The sequence below is a fragment of the Paenibacillus allorhizosphaerae genome (assembly GCF_042659105.1).
Lineage (GTDB): Bacteria > Bacillota > Bacilli > Paenibacillales > NBRC-103111 > Paenibacillus_G > Paenibacillus_G allorhizosphaerae.
In genome coordinates this window covers 307764-332811 of the sequence record NZ_JBHSRV010000003.1, presented here as the reverse complement: position 1 = coordinate 332811, position 25048 = coordinate 307764, and the positions used below count along the sequence as shown (strand labels likewise).

The 25048-nt window shown below is 53.5% G+C and carries 27 protein-coding genes; 23 read left to right on the top strand and 4 right to left on the bottom strand.

The genetic code is table 11. The annotated features are described in order from the left end of the window. Positions 1-66: 66 nt before the first annotated feature. The 12 genes from ACFQI7_RS14800 (at position 67) to ACFQI7_RS14745 (ending at position 11868) form a co-directional block, all read left to right on the top strand. A complete protein-coding gene (locus ACFQI7_RS14800) occupies positions 67-2259 on the top strand; it encodes an S-layer homology domain-containing protein (RefSeq protein ID WP_218097686.1) in 2193 nt (730 codons plus the stop codon). A gap of 204 nt (positions 2260-2463) precedes the next feature. Further along, the gene (locus ACFQI7_RS14795; protein ID WP_329958210.1) at positions 2464-3030 is read left to right on the top strand and encodes a hypothetical protein; all 567 of its coding nucleotides are present in this window, start codon (positions 2464-2466) and stop codon (positions 3028-3030) included. Between the two features lie 253 nt (positions 3031-3283). After that, complete coding sequence (locus ACFQI7_RS14790; RefSeq protein ID WP_218097685.1) at positions 3284-3685, top strand: NUDIX hydrolase; 402 nt, start codon at positions 3284-3286, stop codon at positions 3683-3685. After that, complete coding sequence (locus ACFQI7_RS14785) at positions 3657-4136, top strand: DinB family protein (RefSeq protein WP_230414722.1); 480 nt, start codon at positions 3657-3659, stop codon at positions 4134-4136. The genes ACFQI7_RS14790 and ACFQI7_RS14785 overlap by 29 nt, the downstream gene beginning before the upstream one ends. 469 nt (positions 4137-4605) lie before the next feature. Beyond that, positions 4606-5415: an endonuclease/exonuclease/phosphatase family protein gene (locus tag ACFQI7_RS14780; RefSeq protein WP_218097683.1), complete on the top strand. Its 810-nt coding sequence runs from the start codon at positions 4606-4608 to the stop codon at positions 5413-5415. Positions 5416-5515: 100 nt separating this feature from the next. Further along, on the top strand, positions 5516-6286 hold the full coding sequence (locus tag ACFQI7_RS14775; RefSeq protein ID WP_218097682.1) for an ABC transporter ATP-binding protein: 771 nt from the start codon (positions 5516-5518) through the stop codon (positions 6284-6286). Then, entirely contained in the window at positions 6279-7028 is a 750-nt protein-coding gene (locus tag ACFQI7_RS14770; RefSeq protein WP_218097681.1) for an ABC transporter permease, read from the top strand. The genes ACFQI7_RS14775 and ACFQI7_RS14770 overlap by 8 nt, the downstream gene beginning before the upstream one ends. Before the next feature lie 316 nt (positions 7029-7344). After that, the gene (hisD, locus tag ACFQI7_RS14765) at positions 7345-8652 is read left to right on the top strand and encodes a histidinol dehydrogenase (RefSeq protein ID WP_218097680.1); all 1308 of its coding nucleotides are present in this window, start codon (positions 7345-7347) and stop codon (positions 8650-8652) included. A gap of 190 nt (positions 8653-8842) precedes the next feature. Beyond that, a complete protein-coding gene (locus ACFQI7_RS14760) occupies positions 8843-9550 on the top strand; it encodes a FadR/GntR family transcriptional regulator (RefSeq protein ID WP_218097679.1) in 708 nt (235 codons plus the stop codon). A gap of 207 nt (positions 9551-9757) precedes the next feature. Then, positions 9758-10948, top strand: coding sequence for an MFS transporter (locus tag ACFQI7_RS14755; protein ID WP_218097954.1), 1191 nt, complete (start codon positions 9758-9760; stop codon positions 10946-10948). A gap of 265 nt (positions 10949-11213) precedes the next feature. Continuing rightward, on the top strand, positions 11214-11453 hold the full coding sequence (locus ACFQI7_RS14750; RefSeq protein WP_218097678.1) for a hypothetical protein: 240 nt from the start codon (positions 11214-11216) through the stop codon (positions 11451-11453). Continuing rightward, the gene (locus ACFQI7_RS14745) at positions 11383-11868 is read left to right on the top strand and encodes an ABC-2 transporter permease (RefSeq protein ID WP_218097677.1); all 486 of its coding nucleotides are present in this window, start codon (positions 11383-11385) and stop codon (positions 11866-11868) included. Before ACFQI7_RS14750 ends, ACFQI7_RS14745 begins: the two co-directional genes overlap by 71 nt. A 16-nt stretch (positions 11869-11884) precedes the next feature. Here ACFQI7_RS14745 and ACFQI7_RS14740 read toward each other — a convergent pair whose 3' ends face one another. Then, on the bottom strand, positions 11885-12769 hold the full coding sequence (locus ACFQI7_RS14740; RefSeq protein WP_218097676.1) for a LysR family transcriptional regulator: 885 nt from the start codon (positions 12767-12769) through the stop codon (positions 11885-11887). 138 nt (positions 12770-12907) lie between these two features. Here ACFQI7_RS14740 and ACFQI7_RS14735 point away from each other — a divergent pair, with 138 nt between their 5' ends. From ACFQI7_RS14735 to gdhA, 3 genes are all read left to right on the top strand, one after another. Next, a complete protein-coding gene (locus tag ACFQI7_RS14735) occupies positions 12908-13819 on the top strand; it encodes an NADP-dependent oxidoreductase (protein ID WP_218097675.1) in 912 nt (303 codons plus the stop codon). A 42-nt stretch (positions 13820-13861) separates the two neighbouring features. Then, positions 13862-14131: a hypothetical protein gene (locus ACFQI7_RS14730; protein ID WP_218097674.1), complete on the top strand. Its 270-nt coding sequence runs from the start codon at positions 13862-13864 to the stop codon at positions 14129-14131. Positions 14132-14708: 577 nt separating this feature from the next. Then, entirely contained in the window at positions 14709-16088 is a 1380-nt protein-coding gene (gene gdhA / locus ACFQI7_RS14725) for an NADP-specific glutamate dehydrogenase (protein ID WP_218097673.1), read from the top strand. A gap of 54 nt (positions 16089-16142) precedes the next feature. Here gdhA and ACFQI7_RS14720 read toward each other — a convergent pair whose 3' ends face one another. Then, complete coding sequence (locus tag ACFQI7_RS14720) at positions 16143-17096, bottom strand: carbohydrate kinase family protein (RefSeq protein ID WP_218097672.1); 954 nt, start codon at positions 17094-17096, stop codon at positions 16143-16145. Positions 17097-17288: 192 nt separating this feature from the next. On the opposite strand from ACFQI7_RS14720, the gene ACFQI7_RS14715 reads away from it, so the two are divergent. Genes ACFQI7_RS14715 through ACFQI7_RS14705 form a run of 3 tightly spaced genes read left to right on the top strand, consistent with a single transcriptional unit; the run spans position 17289 to position 18882 of the window. Next, positions 17289-17780: a CcdC protein domain-containing protein gene (locus ACFQI7_RS14715; protein WP_218097671.1), complete on the top strand. Its 492-nt coding sequence runs from the start codon at positions 17289-17291 to the stop codon at positions 17778-17780. Positions 17781-17784: 4 nt separating this feature from the next. Beyond that, complete coding sequence (locus tag ACFQI7_RS14710; RefSeq protein ID WP_218097670.1) at positions 17785-18096, top strand: hypothetical protein; 312 nt, start codon at positions 17785-17787, stop codon at positions 18094-18096. 39 nt (positions 18097-18135) lie between these two features. Then, a complete protein-coding gene (locus ACFQI7_RS14705; RefSeq protein ID WP_218097669.1) occupies positions 18136-18882 on the top strand; it encodes a hypothetical protein in 747 nt (248 codons plus the stop codon). A gap of 22 nt (positions 18883-18904) precedes the next feature. Here the strand turns inward: ACFQI7_RS14705 and ACFQI7_RS14700 are convergent, their stop codons facing one another. After that, the gene (locus tag ACFQI7_RS14700; RefSeq protein WP_218097668.1) at positions 18905-19810 is read right to left on the bottom strand and encodes a DNA-3-methyladenine glycosylase 2; all 906 of its coding nucleotides are present in this window, start codon (positions 19808-19810) and stop codon (positions 18905-18907) included. 237 nt (positions 19811-20047) lie between these two features. Between ACFQI7_RS14700 and ACFQI7_RS14695 the strand changes: the two genes are divergently transcribed. From ACFQI7_RS14695 to ACFQI7_RS14685, 3 genes are read left to right on the top strand one after another with little or no spacing between them, the layout of a single operon-like run. Beyond that, positions 20048-20632: a bifunctional transcriptional activator/DNA repair enzyme AdaA gene (locus ACFQI7_RS14695; protein WP_218097953.1), complete on the top strand. Its 585-nt coding sequence runs from the start codon at positions 20048-20050 to the stop codon at positions 20630-20632. A gap of 10 nt (positions 20633-20642) precedes the next feature. Continuing rightward, positions 20643-21167 carry a methylated-DNA--[protein]-cysteine S-methyltransferase gene (locus ACFQI7_RS14690; protein ID WP_230414720.1) on the top strand — a complete coding sequence of 175 codons (525 nt, stop codon included), beginning with the start codon at positions 20643-20645 and terminating at the stop codon, positions 21165-21167. After that, positions 21160-21873, top strand: a complete 714-nt coding sequence (locus ACFQI7_RS14685) for a 2OG-Fe(II) oxygenase (RefSeq protein ID WP_218097666.1) — start codon at positions 21160-21162, stop codon at positions 21871-21873. Before ACFQI7_RS14690 ends, ACFQI7_RS14685 begins: the two co-directional genes overlap by 8 nt. A 108-nt stretch (positions 21874-21981) precedes the next feature. On the opposite strand, the gene ACFQI7_RS14680 is transcribed toward ACFQI7_RS14685, so the two are convergent. Further along, positions 21982-22359, bottom strand: a complete 378-nt coding sequence (locus ACFQI7_RS14680; protein ID WP_329958208.1) for a c-type cytochrome — start codon at positions 22357-22359, stop codon at positions 21982-21984. Between the two features lie 145 nt (positions 22360-22504). Here ACFQI7_RS14680 and ACFQI7_RS14675 point away from each other — a divergent pair, with 145 nt between their 5' ends. Continuing rightward, complete coding sequence (locus ACFQI7_RS14675; protein WP_218097665.1) at positions 22505-23269, top strand: gluconate 2-dehydrogenase subunit 3 family protein; 765 nt, start codon at positions 22505-22507, stop codon at positions 23267-23269. A gap of 47 nt (positions 23270-23316) precedes the next feature. Further along, positions 23317-25041 (top strand): GMC family oxidoreductase, encoded by a 1725-nt coding sequence (locus ACFQI7_RS14670; RefSeq protein WP_218097664.1) that lies wholly within the window; start codon positions 23317-23319, stop codon positions 25039-25041. The last annotated feature ends 7 nt before the right edge of the window (positions 25042-25048 follow it).

Here is a 25048-nt window from a genome sequence, read left to right as displayed (position 1 = left end):
TGATTGTAGTATCGCACGAAGTAATACTTAATATTGCTCTTATCTTATCAAAGGGGAGATTTCGGAATGAAGCACTTGCCCATGAAAAAGCTTGTTGTGACCAGCCTGACCGCAGCGATGGTGCTCGGCGCCGGCACAAGCGCTTTCGCCAAAGATTCGAAAGACTGGAAAGATTGGGACAACTGGAAAGATTCAAAGCAAAGCAATAATAAAAATGACAACAGAGGCTGGAATGGGCAGAAGGGCAAGCTGGACTTCAAAGACGTTCAAGGTAAAGATATGGAATGGGCTTTGCGCTACATTGCAAGCCTTGCTTCAAGAAATATATTTGACGGATACTCGGACGGGACGTTCCGCCCTAACGAAAAGGTAAGCCGCATCGAAGCGATTACGGCCGCCGTCCGGTTGATGGGGCTGCGCGACCAGGCGGAATCGGCTACGGAAATGTCGACGAAGCTGAATTTCAAAGATGCGAACCAAGTGCCTGCATGGGCTGTTGGCTACGTGTCGGTCGCCTTGAAAAACGACCTTTTCTCCGAATCGGATACGATGGTGCAGCCGAATCAACCGGCAGACCGTCTGTGGGCAACGACGCTGCTCGTCAAGGCGTTGAAGCTGGAAAGCGAAGCCAAGACGAAAATGAACGTGAAGCTGTCGTTCTCCGATGCGAACAAAATTCCGGCCGGCTCGGTAGGCTATGTTGCCGTAGCCGTCGAACGTGGGCTAGTGAACGGCTTCGAGGACAACACGTTCCGTCCGACGCAGCCGGTTACGCGCGCGGAAATCGCGGCATTGCTCGACCGGGCGGGAGACCAGCTGCCTGACAGCGGCGTCGGACTCGTGACAGGTACGGTTACGACGCCGGTCGTGGGCAACGTGCTGACGTTGAACAGAAACGGCCAAACGGTAACCTTAACGCTTGATCCCGACGCTTTCATCTACCGCGGAGGCGCGAAAGTGAGCGCATCGGCGCTGCAGGTCGGTGACGTTGTGAGAACACGCTCTTACAACAATGTCGTTATTTTTGTTGAAGTATCGAGCAATGTAGGCACATGGCCGACGCAGCCGACGCAACCGACTCAGCCGTCCGCTACCAATACAGGCACACTCACTTCCGTCGTCAATAACAACTTGCTGACTTTGACCAACGGGAGCCAAACTGTAAGCTTGCCGCTCAACTCCGATGCGCTCTTCTTCCGCAACGGGGCACAAGTGAACGCATCGGCACTGCAAATCGGAGATATCGTAAGCACACGCTCTTATAATAATGCCATCGTGTATGTTGAAGTGACGCAGCCTGCCGGCAGCACCGGCTCGCAGCCGACATACAGCAGGCAACTTTCCGGTACGGTCGTATCCACAGGCAGCAATGTGCTGACGCTGGTGAACGGCGGGCAAGTGGAGAGCTTGTCGCTGAACAATAACGCCTTCCTGTACCGCAGCGGATCCAAAGTAAGCATCACTTCGCTGCAAGTTGGGGACGTTGTAAGCGTGTATGCCTACAATAGCACGGTAGCCATCGCGGAAGTGACGCAGACGGTCGTGCAGCCAAGCACGACGAGCGGCACGCTGACGGGTACCGTTGCGGTGCCGGTTTACGGCAATGTGCTTGTCGTTACAAGCGGCAGCCAAAATATTACGTTGAACCTGGAGGCAAGCAACTCGTTCATTTTCCGGGGAGGCGGTCAAAGCGGTCCGGGTGCGCTGCAGGCGGGAGATGCCATTACCATTCGCTACTACAACAACAATGTCGTTTACGCCGAAGTGACCCAAATGGCCGGAGGCTCTACGACGCAGCCGGTTGTCACCCAAACGACGGGAACCTTGTTGTCTACCGTTAATAACAATACGCTGACCGTCCTTAACGGCGGGCAAGCGTCGTCCCTTACGCTGAACTCGAACGCATTTATTATGCGGAACGGCGTGAAGGTCAATGCTTCCGACTTACAGACGGGGGACAATCTCAACATCCGTTCTTACAATAACGCGGTCATTTTCGTTGAAGTGACGCAGAACGGCAACAATTCCAATCAAAGCTTTACGGCCGTAGGCACGTTTTACAGCAAGACGTTGAACAGTCAAGGGCAAATTTCCACCATTTCGATTAACCAGACGTATACGAACGGAACGACCCAAACGATCACATACAGCGTTTCCTCGCCTGTAACGATCTATGGCGATTCTTCCAAGCTCATTCAAAATCAGCAAGTCGTGCTGCAAGGAACCGGTCAAACGGTATCGACGATTTACATTCAATAAAACAGTTCCGCAACCATATAGAAACGTCCTTGGACATCAAGTCCGGGGCGTTTTTGTTTTGTTGTGCACAGCGGACTGAGAACAGGCTCGCGGGTTCTTATTTCACTTCCATATATTGCTGTTTTTGATATAATAAAATGGATTTTAAGACGGCTTGCGGCAACGGTCCGGCAGCTTGGGAAACTCGATGCAAAGGGAATTAAGATGATGAACGATCTATGTTTGTACCATTATTACGAAGCGGAGCGCGGCCCGTTTAAAAGCTTGTCCGGACTATCGGAGGAAGAAGCTGCTCGCGTGATGCATGAATTGAAGCTGGAAGGCACTGTCTTTGCAAGCCGGCGGTCTGACGATTACATGGACATCCGCAGACAGCTCGAGCAGAGGGCTCGGGAGCTGTTTATTCGTAAAGGCGGCCGGCCGGCGAAGCCGTTTCCGCATTATATGACATTGGGCCCATGCGATTGGATCAGGCAGTGGTACATGGATGGAAAACAAATCAAAATTCGGCTGGATGAATTTGATCCGCAATCGATCAGCTTCACCTACGGTGATTTATTCCCTACGATGAGATTTAGGGACGGCAAGCCGTACCGGCAGCAAGTGTATGTGAGAGATGAAATTTTGAAAATGGTCGAACAATACGGCTGGCCTCAGCAGTGGAACCCGGATGGAAGGAAGGGGCCGGAACGATACATCGAAGCTCAAATTTGGGATGATCGTATCGTTAACCAGGCGCTCTGCGATCTCAAGCGCAGCAGGTGTGAATAGACGGACGATATTGGAGCGTGTACAAATGGAGAGCATTGAAATTCAAGTGGTTAAACCTGAGAATGAACATTTACAGTATTTTAATCGCTGAACTCGACCGCGAGCTGCTGGAAAGGTACCCAGAGGAAACGGTATTCGGACTCGATTTTACGGATCCAAAAATATAGGAAGTCGTCTTGTCGACTGCGAGGCAAGTCTTTGCTACGTGAAAAAAATAGGATGAGCAATCGTCCGGAAGGATTCGGGTGAAGCCGTGATCGCGCAAGGGATCGTCGTACGAAACGGCAAGTTTTTGATGGTCAAGCAAAACAAACACGGCAAAATCTTTTGGAATTTTCCCGGCGGGCACGTCGAAGTGGGTGAGACTCCGGAGCAAGCTTGCATCCGGGAGTTCCTCGAAGAAATCGGTTTGCGCGTGGCCGTAATCCAATCGATCGGACTCGTAAACAAGAAGCATTTGTTTTTGGTGGGAATCGTATCGGGCGACATGAAATTGGAGGACGGATTGCTCGATATCGGATGGGTTGCGGACACGGAGCAGGACAAGTGGGATGCCAAAACGTTGCAAATGTTAGCGCATTATCGGCAGTTCATGAGAGTTGAGGGAGATGAAGAAGTTGGAAGCTGTGAAACGGATTTTGATCAAAAAATTTGAAGAGATTGAGAAACGAATTCAGCTCGTTCTTGATCAATTGGATGACGAGCAGGTGAATTGGCGTCCGAACGAATCTAGCAACAGCATTGCCAATCTGATCGTTCATATTCGCGGGAACATTCACGAGCGAATAACGAGCGGCATCCACAAAGCTGCCAATACGAGGGACCGGGATCAAGAGTTTGAACCGGTGCATGTAACGACAGGGGAACTGAAGCGAATCGTGCGTCATTCGTTCGGCGAGGTCATTGAAACGCTGCAGACCATCGGGAACGATGTGCTGGAACAGACGCAAACGGTGCGAAATCAGGAGAGAACGAATCTGGAAGTGTTGATTCAATGCGCAACGCATTTTTCGGAGCATATGGGGCAAATGTTTTACATTGGAAAGCTGTGCCTGGACGAGCGATACGTTATGACTTCGATCCCGAAAAAGAAGAGCGGGCAATAGCTCTGTAACATTCTGTAACGAGACAACCTCTACTCGCATGTGCCGTTTCCGTCGCAGTATGCTTTCGCCACACGTTGGAATTGGCGAAAGCGGAGGCGGACGCATGGACGGCATAATGGACTGCATAACCGCACTACAAGATTCCCAAAGCATGCAAGCTCTCCGCTGTGATGTGGATGTCCTCATTGGCGTTCCGGATAACGGTGGAAGCAGAGCGGATCGACGCATCGGATCCGTGGTCATTCTCTTTGTAGACGGTATTCGCGGACGCAGTCCGCTACTATCGATACAGCCAAATCACAGCCGGCCTCGAACGGGGCCGGTTTTTGCGCGAGGCCAGGCAGCAAGTTCAGAAGATCCGCCATTCATTAAGGTGAAGAAAGAGCGGGTGCACCGTTCCAATTGTTATATAATGGATACATAGCAGGGTCAAGTTTATAACATAAACCATACGAAGCGAGGGAGCGCGATGAAGGAAGACAGGAAGCTTGAACGTGAGCGGGAAACGAAACTACGGGTTATGAGCTACAACATCCATAGCGGGATCGGGATGGACAACGAATACGATTTGAACCGGATCGCCGGGGAAATCCGTGAATCAGGCGCACATATCGTCGGTCTGCAGGAAGCGGACGTGCATTGGGGTAAAAGGAGTCGGTTTGAAGACGGCATCGCCTTACTCGCCGAGCAGCTCGATATGCACGCTTTTTTTGCTCCGATCTACGAGCTTCCACCGCTCAGCGAGGGTCAGCCGGAACGGAAGTTTGGCGTTGCCGTCCTGAGCCGGTATCCAATCGTACGCGCTCGCAACCATGCAATGACCCGGTTGTCGACGCTGGCTCAAGACCGGGACAGAGGCCCCGCACCTATGCCCGGGTTTGCGGAAGCGGTTCTGGACGTGGACGGCACCGGGCTTACCGTATACGTTGTGCACCTCGATTTTCGCCCGGATCCGGCTGTACGAATTGTGCAAATTCGCGAAATGCTGAATATGTTGGCGCACAACGAAGCACCGCGTCTGCTGCTGGGCGATTTTAATGCGCGTCCGAATGCGGCGGAATTCGTTCCGTTATTTCAGGCGATGAACGACAGCTGGACGGATGTTCACCAGTCCGATGACGGCCTCACCTTTCCCGCGGATAGCCCGGATCGGAAAATCGACTACATCTTAAGAAGTTCTCACCTGCGTACCGTTTCTTCGCAAGTGCTGCAAACGCTCGGCTCCGATCACCGCCCGGTCATTGCAGACATGCTATTAAGCAAGGAATCAGGGGTATGAACCGATGCACGCAAGCCGATGAGGCAAAGGCCGCTATAATGAATTTTATGCCCTTAACCAATCGCATGGTCAACTCGTTGAAGAGGAGGAGGTTGTCAGCTTGACCGCGTTGTTGACCTTACACGAATTGTCCAAACGCCGGTATGACGCTCCTGACCGGTATTTATTCCAGGGAGTGAGCGCCGACCTCGCGCAAGGCCAACGAACGGCGCTCATCGGGATTTCCGGACAAGGCAAAAGCACGCTGCTGCGCATAATGGCGCGTCTGGACACAGCGGACGGGGGCGACATTCTCTACCGCGGTACGTCCTTTAGCCGCTGGAAGCCAAATGATTGGCGCAAGCAGGTGTGCTACGTCGCGCAGCAGCCGGTTATGCTTCCGGGCAGCGTCGAAGACAATCTGCAAACGGTCAGCCGTTTGAACGGCACGCCGTTCGACCGGGAACTGGCCGGACGCTGCATGGAGGCGCTCGGGCTGGCTTCGACTTATTGGGCGAAGCCAGCTTCCGAGCTGTCCGGCGGCGAGAAGCAGCGCGTCGCGCTTGTCCGGTCGCTGCTGCTGCGTCCGGCGGTACTGCTGCTGGACGAGGTGACCGCGTCGCTCGATCCGGGAAGCAAAAAAGCGGTGGAGCAGCTGCTGAACGATTGGTCGCAGCGCGAAGGGACGGCCAATCTGTGGATTACACACGACTTGGAGCAAGTGAAACAAGCGAGCGACCGGGTCTGGTTTATGGCCGAGGGCCGGCTGCTGGAGCAGGAAGACACGCAAGCGTTCTTCGCTTGTCCGCGAACCGACGAAGCCCGGCGGTTTATTGCCTGGCAGGAGACCGAAAGTCCAGAGAATGGGAAGGAAGAGGTGCCGAATGTCTAACCTGGCCTTAGCCTGCACATTGGTGTTCGTGGCTGTAACGATGTTCCTGTCTATCCGCCAAAAGCTCGGCCTCGAAAAAGAAATCGCCGTCGGCACGCTGCGTTCGGCCGTGCAGCTGCTCCTGATCGGATATGTGCTGCACTACATATTTCATGCGGAGCAGTTATGGCTGATTGCGGCGATCATCGTCATGATGATCGGTGTCGCTTCCTGGAATGCCGGAAGCCGGGCGCGCGGGTTGAAGGGGATTCGGCTGCGCATCGCAGCGGCGATCGGCTCAACGGAAGCGGTAACGCTAGCGATACTGCTTGGCTTGCGCATCATTGAACCGACGGCCCAATTCATCATCCCGATCAGCGGCATCACGATCGGCAGCGCCATGATCGTCGCCGGGCTGTTCCTGAATCAGATGAACCGCGAGATGGAAACGTCGCGCGGTGAAATCGAGACGCTGCTGGCGCTCGGCGCGACCGTGCGGCAAGCGATTCAGAGCTCACTGAAACGATCGGTTCGCGCCAGCATGATCCCGACGGTCGACGGGATGAAGACGGTAGGGCTTGTGCAGCTGCCCGGCATGATGACGGGCATGATCGTCGCCGGAGCGGACCCGATCGAAGCGGTGCGCTACCAAATATTGATCATGTTCATATTGGCGGCTTCGGCCGCATTGACCGCGATGGTGCTCGGATTGATCAGCTACAAGCTGTGGTTTACGAGCGACCAGATGTTGAAAGTTCATTAGATGAGGGCCGGTTCGATTCCGTTCTCGCTTCGGCAGTGTGGAAAAAAATATATGGCAAACCTTTACAATCGAAACGGATCTGATTATAATAATTCTCAACATCCGTAAAGGGGTTTTCAAAATGATTTTCAAGCTTGGCGAGTATACGGCAATCCAATTACATCATCATAGCTGAGCGTTTGTACACGGAAAAAAATTTTCCGTAGGTGCAAACGCCATTTTGCGTTGTACCTACGGACATAAGAGTCATGTAGGTATTTTTTTATCCTGCACGGCTCTTTTTTATTTTGAAAAAACATTAACGGAGGGAACTGCCATGAAAACGATGATTTGCGACTATCCGAAAGACCGCGCCAAGCTGAAAGAGCGATTTGCGGCGCACAAGAAGCTGTTTGACCGAAGCATGATGACCGGCATTTACGCCATTTTCGAAGACATTGCCGAAAAAGGCGATGCCGGGGTAAAGGAGGCGACGCGCCGTTTCGACGACGTCGCATTGGACGACATCGTCCTGCCCGGCGACTACGCTGCACAATGTATTGCATCGCTGGCTGCACCGCTAAGGGAAGCGATCGATCAGACGATCCGCAATGTAATGCAGGTGAACTTGGCGCTGCTGCCCACATCGTGGGAGCTCGAGATCCGACCAGGAACACTCATCGGCGAATCCGTGAGCCCGCTAGACTCGGTCGGCATATGGATTCCGGCGAGAAAAGGGCCGCTGCTCTCCACCTCGATCATGCTGGTTGCGGCGGCCAAAGCGGCGGGAGTGCCGCGCATCGTGGTCGGGATGCCTCCGATGCGGGACGGATTGGGCGATCCGGGCACGGTAGCTGCGGCGAAGCTGGCCGGAGCGGACGAATTTGTCGTAGGCAACGGCGTCGCCGTCATCGCCGCATTTTGTCAAGGAACGGCGTCGATCCCGGAAGTGGACGGCGTGTTCGGCCCCGGGCCGGGAGGTATCGCGGCTGCAATGAGCGCGGCTGTTGCATACGGGAAGAAGACGGTCGTCGGCCTCGGGCCGACCGAATCGGCGATCATCGCCGACGCGTCAGCCGATGCTTCACGAACCGCTTACGATCTCATAAACGAAGCGGAGCACGGACCGGACTCCGTATCGCTTCTCGTCACTACGGACCGCGCTTTGGCGGTAGAGGTGGAGAGGCTGCTGCGGCAATATATCGAGGAGGTGGAAGATGACAAGCGGAGGCGGAACTTGCGGCAAGTGTTCGGAGACGACGGGAGAGGAACGATTGTCGTCGCGACGGATATCGAGTCGGCCTGCGAGTTTGTCAACGACTTCGCGCCGGAGCATGTAATGGTTGTTTGCAACAGCGAACGAGAGGCTGTCGTGCGGGAACGTCTCAGGCACGCCGGGGAAATTCTTTTGGGCGAATATACGCCGTTCTCGGCGGCCAATTACGCGATCGGCATTACGGCCGTGCTGCCGACAAACGGGTTCGCCAAAGCGTTCTCCGGCGTTACTTCAAAGGATATGGTGAAATATTCGACCATCGGGAAAATCGACCAAAACGCCTTAAAGGAATTGCTTCCGGTCATTCGACAAATGGGCTCCTACGAACAGCTGCCTTCCCACGTGAAAGCGGTGGAAATTCGCGTCTAGCTTTCAGGTTATAGGACTCCGCCGTTGACGCTTTTCCAACGCGCGCTAATGATCCCGAGCGACCGTTTTGCTGCTGCGAAGCGGTCGGTCGAACCCCGCATGCGGGGTTCGGTTCATTCGCTGTTTTAATAAGCGATGATTGATGTATCGAAGCTTGCTGTGATATGATGTGCTGACAGGAGATGATCAGATGAAATCAAAAGTGACGTTTCAAGCTTTGAACCGCCACAAGCTGGTCGACGATGTCGTCATTCAGCTGCAAAAGAAAATATCGAGCGGTGATATTCAATATGGCGAGAAAATTCCGACCGAGCCGGAATTAATGGAGCAATTCGGTGTAGGACGCTCGACCATTCGTGAGGCTGTAAGAGTGCTGGTCCATGCCGGGTTACTGGAGAAAAGGCAAGGCTTCGGTACATACCTTATCTCCAATCCGATTATTCAGGAGCCGCTGTCGCACAGGCTGCGCCGAGCGGAAATATTGGAGGTCTACGAGGTCAGAAGAATGCTGGAGCTGGAAATTGCCAAGCTGGCCGCGGAGCGTCGCGACGACGAAGATCTGCGGACGATGCGCGAGCACCTCGATACGCGGCTTCAAGCGTTGGAGAGGGACGACATGAGCGGCTATTTGAAAGCCGATATCGCGTTCCATCTGTCGGTTGCCATGGCAAGCAAAAACGGGGTCGTGGTCGACTTGTACCGCACCTTCTCGTCCGAGCTGCTGGAGGCGCTGAATAAACTGGTTATGGATCGAGAGGCGCATGACCCGCATAACGCGTACCATGAACATTTATACCAAGCCATTAAGGCGCAGGATGCCGCCGCCGCCGTCCATTGGACGCTGCAAAATTTGGACGGTACCGTAGCGCTGCTTAAACAATCGGCAGAGCCCGATTAATTGCAGTATGATTTCAAACGTCAGATGATAAGATGAAACAAGAAGAGGTGACCTATTTTGAGTAAATCAACCGTCCCTTCCGCTTCACAGGATACGTTAAGTCAAGCGACGAGTCCCGCAAGCAAAGCGGCAAGCGAAGCATCGAGCCCATCGACGAGCCGAACGTTCGATGCAGCGCTTAACGAAGGGCCAAGCGTATCGCCGCAAATGACGGCGTACTCCATCATTTTTTCCATCAGCCTTGTACATTTGCTGAACGACTCGATCCAATCCGTCGTGCCCGCGATTTTTCCGATTCTTCGCGAATCGCTGAGTTTGACTTTTGCACAAATCGGCTGGATTGCTTTCACCTTGAACGTCACGGCGTCGCTGCTGCAGCCGCTGATCGGTTATTATACGGATACGCGTCCCAAGCCGTACCTGCTCCCGGTCGGCGTAGGGTTTTCTTTGATCGGGATGGTCGTTTTGGCGTTTGCCGACTCGTTCATGCAAGTCATCCTGTCTGTCATTCTGATCGGAATCTCATCGTCCGTATTCCATCCGGAATCGTCGCGCGTCGCGTATTTGGCGGCCGGGCCGCGAAGAGGGCTGGCGCAGTCGATTTTTCAAACCGGCGGGAATGTAGGGCAGGCGTTGGCTCCGATATTTACCGCTTTGATTTTTGTGCCGCTCGGCCAGTTCGGTATCATTTGGTTCACATTGGCGGCTGCGGCGGCCATCGTGGTGCAATGGTTTGTCGCCAAATGGTACCTGAGAGATCTTGCGAGCAGGCCTGCACGGAAGAAGACGGCGAAAGCGGGACATGAGCTGCCGGGGAAAACGATCGCTTACTCCTTGTTCATTCTGATCATGCTCCTGTTTTCCAAATTTGTGTATGTGGCCAGCATGACGGGCTTTTACGCCTTCTATTTGATCGATCATTACCGGATTACGGTCGAGCAGGCGCAGTGGATCTTGTTTGCGCTGCTGGTTGCCGGGGCGGTGGGCACGTTCTTCGGAGGCCCGCTGGCCGACCGTTTCGGTAGACGCAACATGATTTGGTTTTCGATTTTGGGAACGGCGCCGTTTTCGCTGCTTCTTCCATACGTGAGCGTATTCTGGGCTGTCGTATTGTGTGTCTTTATCGGGTTTATTCTGCTCTCGGGCTTCTCGGTCATCGTCGTCTATGCGCAAGAGCTGCTGCCAGGAAAAATTGGAACGGTGTCGGGACTGTTCTTCGGTCTTGCGTTCGGTCTCGGCGGCATCGGCTCGGTCGTGTTGGGTACGCTGGCGGACGTGACGAGCATTTCTTTTGTCATTCGTCTTTGCGCTTATTTGCCATTGATCGGGCTGCTCGCCGCTTTGCTGCCTAAGGACGAGAAGCTGGCAGCGGGTTCGCTCGACCCGGTACAATCATAATGGACGAAGTTTGACAGTACATCGAATATATTTAAGAACGCGGGTAGTTGTCGGTCGTATGATCGATGGCTAATACGCAATCTGGCGCAAACGTTAAAGATCGGCGTCATTAAAACCAAAAGAGCTTATGACGAGTTGGAGCAATAGGGGCTTATTGCATCGGTAGCCAGTAAGGGAACGTTTGTCTCGGAAAAAAACAAGGGGGTTATCGTGGACCATCCGACCCTCGATGATATTTTGGTATATACGCAGGAGGAACACTAGCATGGGGCAGCTGCTAATAAAGGATGTGCGGATCCAGAAGCCGTGTATCATCTTTGGAATCGTGTTCATCGGATTATTGTTTTTCGCGCTCGGCGCGTTGGAAGGTATGCCGCTCTCCGTGCCCGCCGCAATATTCAGCCACTTTCTTTTTGTGGCGGCCAGCAAGATAGATGAAAAAAATCAACAACGGAAAGCTGCTTGCATCGTTCCCGGTGCGCAGAAGGGATATCGTCACATCTAAATACGTGAGCATTATCATGTTTATGCTGCTTGCCTTCATGCTGACATCCCTGTGGCGTATCTTGGCAGCTGTTCTACTGCCTGCCGAACCATTGCCGCAGTTTGATTCTCGGTCGCTGTGGATCACCATAACGGTCATGCTGGTGTTTTATTCCGTTTATTTTCCGATGTTTTTCGCTCTCGGCTCGCGAATGGCTCAAATCCTGGACTTGATTGTGATTTTTGCAATCGGCGTCGCCGGTCTCATCCTGCTCCGTGTATTGGAGCTTACGCATGTAAAGGTAAATAGCCTTGTTCGTATCCTGATGGAGGCGGACACCGCGGCTTTGACGTCGTGGATGGCAGGCGGCGGTTGTGTTATGCTGATCGCTTCGTGGTTTGTCGCCGTCCGTTTGTACGAACACAAAAACGTCTAAAGCCGTGCGGCCCGGATCAACGGGAACTGTGCAGTCCGGCAAAATAGTTCATGAGAAACTCGCGGAACTTGTGCGCCGCTTTGGACATATAGCGGCCTTCGTCCCACGCGAGCTGGAACGTGCGCCGGTAGCCGGGGTCCTCGATCGGCAGCTTGATAAGCGGCGTCGCCTGATCGGATTTGCACGCCCCGACGAATGCGACGCCGAGCCCCGCACGCACAAGACTGCCGATCGCTGCCGGTTCGTCGACTTCGCAGACGATTCTCGGCGTCATTCCCGCATCGCGCCGGAACCGGTCGTTCATTTGCCGGAACGGATGCCCTTCCTTATAGTCTATGAACGGGTCGTCCGCTGCTTCCTTTAAGGAAATGCTGTCCCGCTGCGCGAACCGGTGGCGAGGGGGGACGGCAAGGAACACTTCTTCGCTCAGCAGAGGAACCATGCGGATGCCCGGCCGCTGCGGAGGCATGGCGGAAATCATGAAATCGATGTCTCCGTTATCGAGCAAAGCCCCCATCTCATCCAAAGAAGCCTGCGTAATGCGAAAATGAATTTCGGGATGCATCGAAACAAATTCCCCCAGCGGCGCGGAAAAGCGATCCAGCGTCGTCGTAGCGAGCACAATACTGCCCTGTTCCATTCCCGCCAGCTCGGCGACTTCTTTGCGGCCTTCTTCGAGCAGCGCCAGCGCCGCTTCCGTCTTCTTGAGAAACGCTTTTCCGAACGCATTGAGTCTGATTTGACGGGCTCGCCGGTCAAATAATTGCACGCCCAAATCTTCCTCCAGACGGGAAATGGTTTTACTGAGCGCAGGCTGGGCGATACGAAGCTCGTGCGCCGCTTTCGTCAGATGTTCAAGCCTCGCTACGGTGCGGAAATATTGAAGCTGCAGCAATTCCATCGTCCTCATCCTTTCATTCATATACTTAAAGCTATGTATTATATATCATAACATCTATTTTTAATTATTAATGATTCATTGTAAACTATTTTTTGCAAGCAAATCCACAATCAATACATTAACGGGAGCGTGGTTTAGATGAGAGCTGTAGCCTTTTCTTCGTATGGTTCCGCCGACGTTTTGCAAGTAATGCCATTTAACGACCCTCACCCTGGACCCGGCCAAGTCCGGGTCCGCGTCAAAGCAGCAGGCGTCCAGCCGGTCGATACGGCCGTGCGCGGCGGGTGGAGCGGCAACGGCTTTCCGGTCCGCTTCCCGCAAATCGTCGGCAACGAGTTCGCGGGCATCGTCGACCAAGCAGGGGAGGGCGTGGAAGGGTTCGCCGTCGGCAGCGATGTTCTTGGCTGGTCGGTGCTCGCTTGCTACGCCGAATATGTGGCGGTCGGCAGCGATCAGATTGCTTTGAAGCCGCAATCCATGCCATGGGAGGAGGCGGGTGCCTTGAGCGCGTCCGGGCAAACGGCGCATACGGCGCTGGAGGACCTTGGCGTAAGCGCCGGGGATACGGTGCTGGTGCATGCCGCCGCGGGCGGTGTGGGTACGATGGCGGTGCAGTTGGCCCTTGCTGCGGGAGCGACCGTCATCGGAACCGCGAGCGAGCGCAATCACGACTATTTGCGGTCGCTCGGGGCGATCCCGGTCGCCTATGGCGCTGGGCTTGCAGATCGGGTGCGAGCCCTCGCGCCCGGAGGTGTGGACGCGGCGTTCGACGCCGTCGGCGGCGAGGCGCTGCGCGTATCGACCGAGCTCGTCGCGGACAAATCGCGCATCGGCACGATCGTCGACTTCGCCGGCGCGGAGCAGCTTGGCGTGCGCGCCATCCGCAGCCGGCGGTCGGTCCAGCGGCTGAACGCGCTGTTGGATCTGTACGTGCAGGGCAAGCTTCGCGTCTGCATCTGGAAATCGTTTCCGCTCGAGCAGGCGGCCGCAGCCCATCGCGAAGTGGAAACCGGCCATGTCCGCGGCAAGGTCGTGTTGACGGTGGATTAACGCCGTTGTACCCTAGCTGGGGCCTGAAACGGTGATCCGGTCGTGGCAGCACAAAAACGCGCGCCGGGAGAACGGCGCGCACAAGGAAAGTGCAGCAAGGCTGTATGTTATTTTCTTGCCGCCATGCTCTGCGTCGTATTTGCATTCGTATTCGTCCGGTATTTGACGGCGATGAACATGATCATGGCGGCGAGCATACCGGCCCAACAGATCGCTTTTGTCCACACCGAATTCAAACCATCGTTCAGTTCGAGAAAGTATATCATGGCCAGGGGAGCAATGACGGACCGAATGCTGTCAAAAGCCCAATAATTCAAAAGGTTTTGCGAGAGTTCGACTAGCTTTAGATTCAAGCACATAAGCCAAATAAAGTTGTTTTGCAAGCATAATAAGAAGCACCATTGCACAATTCCTTCGAATAAATGAAGCCTTCTTCTTGTAAAACTGAAAGCAACGATGAGCAGAATGGATAAGCTCCAGAAAACAACAATCGCCTTAGACCCTCCGCAATATTCGCGATACAACAATCTTCACCAGTTTTTGGATCCGTTATTCCATGACTGTTACTTCTTGCCGTTTCAATCCCAATACAGTTCAGAGCACCACCACGGCACGTTTGTTGCGTTTCAATACTCGCTGCTGCGAAAAAAGAAGTTTCAAACCTTTTTTCGTTTGTTGATACGGGCTATACGCCGCTAAATATTCCGCCGGCTTGGGTGTTCAAATGCAGGAAGATCGCGCATTCGAAACTATGAATCTTACACGTATTGTAAATAATTCTTGAAGCTTTTCGCGTATTGTGTAAAAATAAAACAAGTCGATTGGTTTTATTTTTTACTTCATACTGTAGGGCTAAGAATTATATTACGAAGGTGGTTGGAAGCTAACAATGAGCAATCTTCAAACGTTGAATCAGGAAGAAGCGACAGCAAGAGAGTATGTTCAGGAAGTTTACGATACGGTCGTCAAACGCAATCCGAACGAAACCGAGTTTCACCAGGCTGTAAAAGAAATTTTGGATTCGTTGGTGCCTGTCGTTGCAAGACATCCGAAATACAGAGAGCTGGGCATTTTGGAGCGTCTCGTCGAACCGGAGCGGTTGATTACGTTTCGGGTGCCATGGGTGGACGATCAAGGTATCGTCCGCGTGAACCGCGGTTTTCGCGTACAGTACAACAGCTCGATCGGTCCGTACAAAGGGGGACTTCGATTCCATCCTTCCGTGAATGCGAGCATTATCAAGTTTCTCGGCTTTGAGCAAACGTTCAAAAACTCACTGACCGGTCAAGCGATCGGCGGGGGGAAAGGCGGCTCCGACTTTGACCCGAAAGGCAAATCCGATGGAGAAACGATGCGCTTCACACAAAGCTTCATGACCGAATTATACAAATATATCGGACCCGATACGGACGTTCCGGCAGGGGATATCGGCGTCGGAGCCAGAGAAATCGGATTTATGTTCGGGCAATACAAACGAATCCGCGGCGGTTATGAAGCCGGCGTATTGACGGGAAAAGGCATTGGCTACGGCGGCAGTTTGGGCCGTACGGAAGCGACCGGTTACGGCTGCGTCTATTTCGTCAATGAAATGCTGAACTCCAGAGGCCTCAGCTTCGACGGAAGCACCGTGGTCGTATCCGGCTCCGGGAACGTGGCGATTTACGCCATTCAAAAAGCGAACCAGCTGGGCGCCAAAGTCGTAGCTTGCAGCGACTCGAACGGTTACATTTACGACCCGGACGGGATTCGCCTCGATACGGTGCAACGTCTGAAAGAAGTAGAGAGAAAGCGGATTAGCGAGTATGTGAAGGAGCATCCGGACGCCGTTTACACCGAAGGCTGCCATAACATTTGGTCGATCCCGTGCGATATCGCGCTGCCTTGCGCAACGCAAAACGAGATTGACCAAGAATCGGCCAAAAAGCTTGTTGCGGGCGGGGTTCAAGCGGTAGGCGAAGGCGCGAATATGCCTTCTACGCTGGAGGCGATCGACGTATTCCTGAAGGCGAACGTGCTGTTCGGACCGGCCAAGGCGGCCAATGCCGGCGGCGTTGCGGTGTCTGCGCTGGAAATGTCACAAAACAGCATGAGATATTCCTGGAACTTCCACGAGGTGGACGACAAGCTCCACCAGATTATGAAAAATATTTACAGAGAAGCCGTTCAAGCGGCAGCGGAGTATGGACATCCGGGCAACCTTGTCGTCGGCGCCAACATCGCAGGCTTTAAGAAAGTGGCGGACGCCATGATCGCGCACGGTGTAATCTAGCGGCAAGCATGCAAATAGAACAAAAAAACGAGAAGGGCGGGAGCCCTTCTCGTTTTATTTCACGAGCAACGTTTGAAATACTTCGTCGCTCCGCGTCTTTTCACCGAGTTCGCGGCAGTTGTTCTCCTTGGACTCAATCGTCCAGGCGGCTACTTTCGTGCCGCATACGACAGCTTCGCCGAGCGGCAGCCCGCGCACCAGACCCGTCACCGTACCGGAGAAGAACGCATCGCCGGCACCGCTCGTGTCGACGAGCTGAACGGGAAACGCAGGTTGATAGCCGGATTGTTTCGTCTTGCTGTCGTAATAAATCGAACCTTCTTCACCGAGTGTGACGACCATCGATTTGAGCCCGATCGAATCGACATAGCCGGTTAACGCAGCGATTTTACCTTGGATGTCCAAGGTGTTGAAGTTGTCGCCGACGAGCTTTTCGGCTTCAATGTTATTACAGATGAAGCAGTCCAGCATGTCGAGCAGATCGCTGTGCTTCAGAATGATGTCGAGATTACCGGGTATGCCGTAGACAGGTTTGTTCCATTGTTTCGCGAGCTCAAGGAAGTGACGGGAGATCGGCTCCGTCAAGTCCAGTTCGAGCGCAAGGTGGGAAGACTTTTTGACGATTTCTTCGCCGCGCTTCAGCACATGGTCTTGCAATGTCAGCAGGTTCGGCATTTGTGAGATGGAGCCGACGAGATCTCCGTTTTCGTTAAGTACGGCGAGCCACATGCCCATGCCTTCGCTTGGGGTGTGCAGCACATGGTCTATGGAGACGTTAGCATCCTCCAGCCGCTTCTTGATTTCTTCGCCGAGCGCGGATTCGTCCAGCGTAGATACGAAAGCGGAAGGGATGCTCAGATTAGCCAAATTTTCAACGACGTTGCGGCCTACGCCGCCGTGAACGAACTGAATGCTGCCCAGATTGCGGCCGAGCGGGTTGTAGCTTTGATGGGCGAATCCTTTGCAATCGACAAAAATCGTGCCGATTACCGTGACGAGGGTTGTCATTCTATGTAATCTCCTTAATTTATGATAGTATTGATAATCTTATTATACATTCATCCATCCCGGTCGTACAGTTTGTTCCAGTTCGCTTCATCCATTTTGTTTCCGAAGCAATTCGTATATAATAGATAGTTGAGTACTAAACATTTCAACCGTCGCAGTACCTCAAAAAATAGGGAAAGGACGTGGGAGCGCATGAATACGGAAACGCTCGTTGGGTACGGCATCGCCGCCGTCGTTATCGTTCTAGTCATTTGGCTTAGAACCCGGGGGAAAGAACGGCCGATCCGCAATAAAGGATTCGGCATGCTCGCGCCTGTCGTCCTGCTTCTCTTCGTTTTCGGCTTCACGATACAATCGTTAACCCGTTTGCCGGATCATCCGTTTCACCTGCCGGCGCTCTGGGAGCTGCTGTGCGCGGGCTTGCTCGGGATCGGGCTTGGCAGCATCATGCTGTACCATACCGGTTATGAGAAGCGGGATGATGGGCTGGTCTATTCCAAGCGAAATAAAAATTTCAAGTATGTGATCATTGCGGTCGTTGTGATTCGGATCGCATTGTCGCAGTACTTGAAGGGGCTGGAATATACGGAATTCACCGTGCTGACGATGGTGATGGCTTACTTGTATATTAGCGTCTGGCGCATAGGAAGCTTTATCAAATACCGTCAGGTGAGCGCGAGGTGAGAAGATGGACGCAAAGGTGGAAAAAGCGTTGGACACGGCGTTAGCGAACTGGGCGGCGATGGCGAAGTCGTCGCATGAAGAGGCCGAAGCGGCAGCCGATGGCTTCGAAGCATCTTTTTACGCTTTCATCGACGCTGTCCGCGAGTGGGTTGACCGGTTGAAGCCGCGCCCCCAAACGTTGGAGCAGCTGCTTGCTTTGCCGGAGGTGGCGGAGATCGTTGACCGTCTTCCGGCACCGCTGGTTTTGAACTTTGAGACCGAGGCGGAATTGATCCTTGAACATGTAGTCCGAGACGAGGAAGACAAATACGATTGACGCCATCATAACGATTCATATTGGAGTGACCGTAAACAAGTGAGTTACCGATTCTCGTTAGAGCGCAATAACCAAGAAGATTTGGCCAGCGGACGCGTCTTGTACAATCAACACGGTGCGACGGCCTTTCCTGTACGCTTGGCCAGCGAAATATTTCAATGGATAAAGCAGGAATTAACCCGGAGGGGGAACGCGGGGCCGTATCATCTTTACGATCCATGCTGCGGCGGCGGATACTTGCTGACTTCGCTCGGTTTTTTGCACGGCGATGATCTTCATGCAATCACCGCCTCCGACGTGAACCCCGCCGCCGTGGAATTAGCCGAAAGAAATTTGTCGCTGTTGACGCAGCAAGGGATGGAACAGCGGATCGGACAAATCCGGGATCTGTATGAGCAATTCGGCAAACCATCGCACAAAGACGCGCTCGAAAGCGCAGTGCGGCTCGCGGCTATCGTCGATTCGCTGCATCGTACCCCGATCATCGACTGCTTTGAGGCGGATGCAACCAAGCCTTTGGATCACCGCAACGGCAAGGGTAAGCTGGATATGATCATTACCGACGTGCCGTACGGAAACATCGTCGACTGGAATACGGCAGCGGGAGATCCGGTAAAAGAACTGCTGGATCATGCGGTCCCGATGCTCGCCCCCGTTTCGCTTGTTGCAATCGTATCGAGCAAGGAGCAAAAAATTGCACATGACGGCTACAATCGAGCTGGTCATTGGAAGCTTGGCAAGCGCCGGATCACGGTCCTGGAGCTGAAAACGGAGAGCCCCTCTTGATGAGGGAGCTCTCTTGTTCGTTCTAGTACAGACATCTCCATAAATAAAAGGTCGCGTATGCTTTCCAGTCTCCCCAAGATGACGATAGCTGTCGAATATGCGCGATCGACGGTTTTTGATCCAGTCCGAGAAGGTGCTTGATCGCATTATGCAGTCCGACATCGTCAATAGGAAAGGCGGCAGGCATTCTTAGGCAGCGCATGATCACATAATTGGCCGTCCACGGTCCAATCCCCCGAATCTTCACCAACTGTTTCTCCACAGCTGCAAGGCCGCCTGCTTGAAGCAAACCTTCCTTGGACAAGAGGCCTTCGGCCATTAACTGGGCTACGCCGATGATGTACTCGGATTTTTTGGTCGTCATCTGCAGGCTAGTCAAGTCTTCCACCGATCGCTCTGCGATGCGGTGCGGTTCAGGGAATATCCAATACTTCATCCCGTTGTACTCCGTCTGTTCTCCGAACGCTTCGACGAAACGCCGCTTTAACGTGTAGGCAAAAGCAAGGTTGATTTGCTGTCCGATAATTCCCCAGCATAGCGCCTCGAATAAATCCGGAATGCCCATGATCCGTAGTCCGTAAAATTCGTTCACCACTTTTTGAAGCAGAGGATCGCTGCCGGCCAATTCATAAAATGGTTCCAAATCGGTGTCCAGATCGAACCAATCCCGCACATACCGGGTTACTGCGTCGTTTATCTCTTCAGGCTGCGGGAGTATTTTATCCAAATATCGAATGACGATCGCGCCTTCTTGTTCGCCGCTAATTTCGACAAGAGGGCTGAACGGTTGAGCCGGTATCCGTTTATAAATGCTGCCGGTTTCGATATGGAACATACATTCGTTGGTCGAGCGGGACAAATAGCGCAAGTTTTCGTTGAAACTAAACCGTTGCGGTAGGGTGAGCTTCAGCTCGGTTTGATGTTTCATTAGTCATCTTCCTTTCCTAAGCAGATTCATCATAATCTATCTCCGTTGTATCACACAATGCGTCCATGCGCTTTCGTAATCTTGCTCTTGTATTCGCGGCGGCTTACGTCCTGCGATAATCCGGGTTATACTTTGACTAGAGGTGATCTCATCATGACGAGTAAGAGCGGGCAAGGAGAAGCTGGGAAGTCGGATGAACCGGTGAAGCAAGATGCCGTGTTCGCGGAAACCGACGGCATGACCGATGAAGCATGGCGGGCGATTGTCGGAAACGATGCGTCGTTCGACGGAATTTTTTATTACGCTGTCAAGACAACCGGGATCTTTTGCCGCCCGTCCTGCAAATCGAGAGTCCCCAATAAAGCCAATGTGCGTGTATTCCAATATGCCCTGCAGGCGCTCGAAGCGCAATTCCGCCCGTGCAAACGTTGCAGACCCGATGGGCTGCGGCTGCCGGATGAAGAATGGGTAATGCAGATCGAGCAGTGGGTTGAGGAGCACTATAGCGAAACGTTAACGCTCGGCAAGGTTGCCGATCTGTTCCACGGCAGCCCGTATCATCTGCACCGTACATTCAAGCGAATCAAGGGAATTACGCTTGCCGAGCACATTCAGCAGACGAGAATCGCCAGAGCCATGATGGAGCTGACGGCTACAAACCGCTCGGTCATGGATATTGCCGTTGCGGTCGGCATCCCGAATGCGGCGCATTTTGCCACCGTTTTTCAGAAGAAGACGGGGCTTACGCCTACGCAATACCGGGAAGCCGCAAGCGCAATGAACCAGAAACCTAATGGAGGGATGGAACGTGGAGCAAACTAGCGATCCGATCATGTATTGGACTTCCTTTGTTCATGAACCATGGCAAATGTTTATGGCTGCGACGACAAACGGACTTTGCTTCGTAGGTTCGGCCAATCAGCCGTTTGAAGAGTTGGAAAAATGGGCTAACAACCGGCTCCCCGGTTACCGTTTAGTTCAAGACGACGAGAAGATGCAAACGTATGCGGCACAGTTTGCGGAATATTTTGAGGGGAGGCGGACTGATTTTACGCTGCCTCTCGACCTGGTCGGCACGCCGTTTCACCGCTCGGTCTGGAATGCGGTCTACGACATCGGTTACGGGCGCACGTACACTTACACGGATATAGCGCAGCGCATTCGCAAGCCGGAGTCGGTTCGCGCCGTCGGCGCCGCGATCGGGGCGAATCCGGTGTTGATCGTCGTTCCTTGCCACCGGGTCATCGGCAAAAACGGCAAACTGACGGGATACCGGGGAGGACTGGAGATGAAGGCCGGGCTGCTTCAACTGGAGAAAGATTGCTCTTTATCGCAATTCAGCATTGCTTATGACTAACCGAATCGAACAGCGGGTCGCATCGCTGGATTGGGTTTTGCTCCATCAGGCGCTGGACGAACAGGGCTATGCTGCGATTCCGGCCTTGCTGCGGGAAGAGGAGTGCGGGGAGCTAAGGGCGATGTACGAGGAAGAGTCCCATTTCCGCACGCGGATCGATATGGCCAGATACCGGTTCGGGAGCGGAGAGTACAAATATTTTCAAGCGCCTCTGCCGCCGCTTGTTCAGACGCTGCGCGCTGCGTTGTACCCGGAGCTTGCCGTCGCGGCCAATCGATGGCTGCAGTGCTTGGGGCAGGAGGCGATGTATCCGGCCGACCTGCAGCCCTTTCTCGATCAATGTCATCGGCAGGAGCAAACGCGCCCGACGCCGCTCCTGTTGAAATATGAAGCGGGCGGATACAATTGCCTGCATCAGGATTTGTACGGCGACATCCATTTCCCGTTTCAAGTCGTCATCGCATTGAATCGGCGAGAGACAGATTATACCGGAGGCGAATTTTTGCTCGTAGAGCAAAGGCCGAGGGCGCAATCCAGAGGACATGCCGTTACGATTGAGCAGGGAGGAGCGCTCATCTTTCCTACGCAGCGGCGCCCTGTCGAAGGGACTCGCGGATACTATCAAACTACGCTTCGACATGGTGTGAGCACGGTCACGTCGGGCACCCGGTACAGCCTTGGCGTCATCTTTCATGACGCCAAATAAACGAATGCAACGCAATGTGCTCCAACCCAAGAAAACAAGCAGCGCTCTTCCGAGAGGATGTCTCGAGAGGAGCGCTGCTTGTTTTGTTTCATAAATCCAATGTTCGGCTTATTTTTTCGCGGCAAGCCAGTCGGCGATTGCGCCGATCTCCGTGTCGGAAAGCTTTCCTTTGAAGCTGGGCATCGCGCCTTTGCCGTTGTTGACCAGTGTAGCGATCTGATCTTTCGAATATTTGGATCCGGCCTTTTGCAAGTTTGGACCTACGCCGCCTTCCAGATTGTTGCCGTGGCAGCTGACGCAGTTTTGTTTGAAGATCGCTTGGGCATCCGCCGTTGCCGCCCCGCCACCTGTCGTCGCCCCACCGCCGGTCGTCGTGCCTCCGCCTTGATTCGCAGGAGGCGGTGCAGCGCCTTTGTTTCCGCAGGCAGATACGGAAAGGCTGATGGATAGCAGCAAAACAGCATATACAATTGATTTTTTCATCATGTGGTCTCCTCCATAGAACGCCTTTGAAAATTATACTGTCCCTGCACATGAATTTTCATGCATAGGAAATCTCATACAGTAACAAAATACATGTACCCGGTAGTGTCGGGATTTATTCTTTTAGCGACGAAGGAGGAAAGAGGAAATGGCAGAACGAAACACAGATCAACCGCCGGACCGATCGAGACGCCGGTTTCTGAAATATTCCGGAGCGGCAATCGGCGGAGCGGTGGTTGGCGGAGGCATCGTAGGCGCCTTCACGGGAGGGTTCGGTAAAAAACCGGCAGCTCCTGCGGCTCCCGAACCAGCAAAGCCTGTGGCGGATTTCAACAAGGCGCCGATGTTTTTTACCCAAACGCAGCTGCAAATTACGGAAGCCGCTGCAGAACGCATATTTCCGAAAGACGAGAACGGTCCGGGCGCAACGGATCTTGGCGTCGCATTTTACATCGATCATCAAATGGCCAGTCCTTACGGCGTGAACGCGCGCGAGTATCGGATGGGGCCTTTCGTCCGGGGGGAAGCAACGCAGGGCGACTATCAAAGTATCCTGCGCCATGAAGTGTTTACGATGGGGCTGCAAGCGCTTGATGACGCAAGCAATAAAAAATATTCGAAGTCGTTCGTCGATTTGTCCGACGAAGAGAAAGACGCCATTCTCGGTTCCATGGAAAAGGGCGAGATTATGGTCGTGAACGGGATTACGGGCAAAACCTTTTTCAATCTGCTTCGCGTGATGACTATAGAAGGCGTGTACTCCGACCCGGTGTACGGTGGCAACAAAAATATGGAAGGCTGGAAAATGCGCAAATATCCGGGCAACCAGATGAGCTTCACGAACATTATGGCGGAAGACAAGTTTGTAGCGATGGAACCGCGAAGCTTGCATGACCATTTTGCTACGCATTGATCGCTTTGCTTGATACGAAAAACCATAGATAAAGAAGGGAAATGCGCATGGCTACGAAAATGCCGAAAGTTCCCGTTGTCATCGTTGGCATGGGATGGATCGGGGGCATTATTGCCGCTGAACTGACGAAGCAAGGAATCAAGGTTCTCGGATTGGAACGAGGAAAACCGCGGGGCACGAAGGACTACTACATGGTGCATGACGAGCTGCGCTATGCCCAGCGGTACGATTTGATGCAGGACCTTTCGAAGGAAACGATCACGTTCCGCAACACGGAAAAGTTAACCGCCGTTCCGATGCGGCAGTACGGGTCCTTTTTGCTCGGCGAAGGCCTCGGCGGCGCCGGTATTCACTGGAACGGCCAAACGCTTCGGTTTTTGCCATACGACTTTGAAATCTACAGCAAAACCGTCGAACGGTACGGGAAAAAGAAAATACCGGACGGGATGCTGATTCAAGATTGGGGCATTACATACGATCAGATCGAGCCTTACTTCGACAAGTTCGAAAAGATGGCCGGCATTTCCGGCGACCAGGAGCAAAACCCGCTGGTAGGGAAGCGTTCCGCCCCTTTCCCGACGAAGCCTATGGTGAAAACGCCGGCGCTCAAGCTGTTCGAAGATGCGTCCAAGAAGCTTGGGTACCATCCTTACATGATGCCGTCGGCCAACCTGTCGGAGCAGTATACGAACCCGGACGGCATTACCCGCGCCGCCTGTCAGTATTGCGGCTATTGCGAGCGGTTCGGCTGCGAATACGGCGCGAAAGCCGACCCGGTCGTGACGGTGCTGCCGATAGCGGAGAAGTCGGGCAATCTGGAGCTGCGTTCTTATTCCAACGTGACGAGAATCATCCACGACGGGAAAAAAGCTTCCGGCGTCGTGTATGTGAATACGGTGACCGGCGAAGAGTTCGAGCAGCCGGCCGACGTTGTCATTATGGCCAGCTACGTGTTCAACAACGTCAGGCTGCTGCTGACGTCCAAGCTGGGGAAGCCTTATGATCCCGCTGCCGGCACAGGCGTCATCGGCAAAAATTATGCATATCAGACGAACGGCGGTGCGGCTACCGGCTTTTTTGACGACAAGCAGTTCAATCTGTACGCCGGCGCCGGTTCGCTCGGGATGGAAATCCCAGATTTCAACGGTGACAATTTCGACCATTCGAACCTCAATTTCATTCACGGTGCGGGCATCCGGATTTCGCAAACAGGCCAGCGGCCGATTGCCACGAACTCGGTGCCGGCAGGGACACCGTCGTGGGGCAAGGAGTTCAAGAAAAACTCGCTGAAATACGCCTACAGCGTTCTGTCGGTATCTCCGCAGGGCAGCAGCATGCCGTGGAGACATCATTATCTCGATCTGGACCCGACCTATAAAGACGCGTACGGCTTGCCGCTGATCCGGATTACGTTCGATTTCGAAGATCAGGACCGGGAAATGATCAAATTCGTATCGGCAAAGTCGGCGGAGATTATGAAAGAAATGAAACCGACCACGATGGGGTCAAACGATCAGTTGGGACCGTACAATATTGTGCCTTATCAATCGACGCACAATACCGGCGGGGTCATTATGGGGGCGGATCCTTCCACTTCGGCGGTCAATTCGTACCTGCAAATGTGGGATGCGGAAAACGTATTCGTCGTCGGTGCGTCGGCGTTTCCGCATAACAGCGGCTACAACCCTACGGCTGTCGTCGGTGCGCTTTCTTACCGGGCTGCGGAAGGTATTGCCAAATATATAAAGCAGGGAAGCGGAATGGTCGTATAACGGCGCT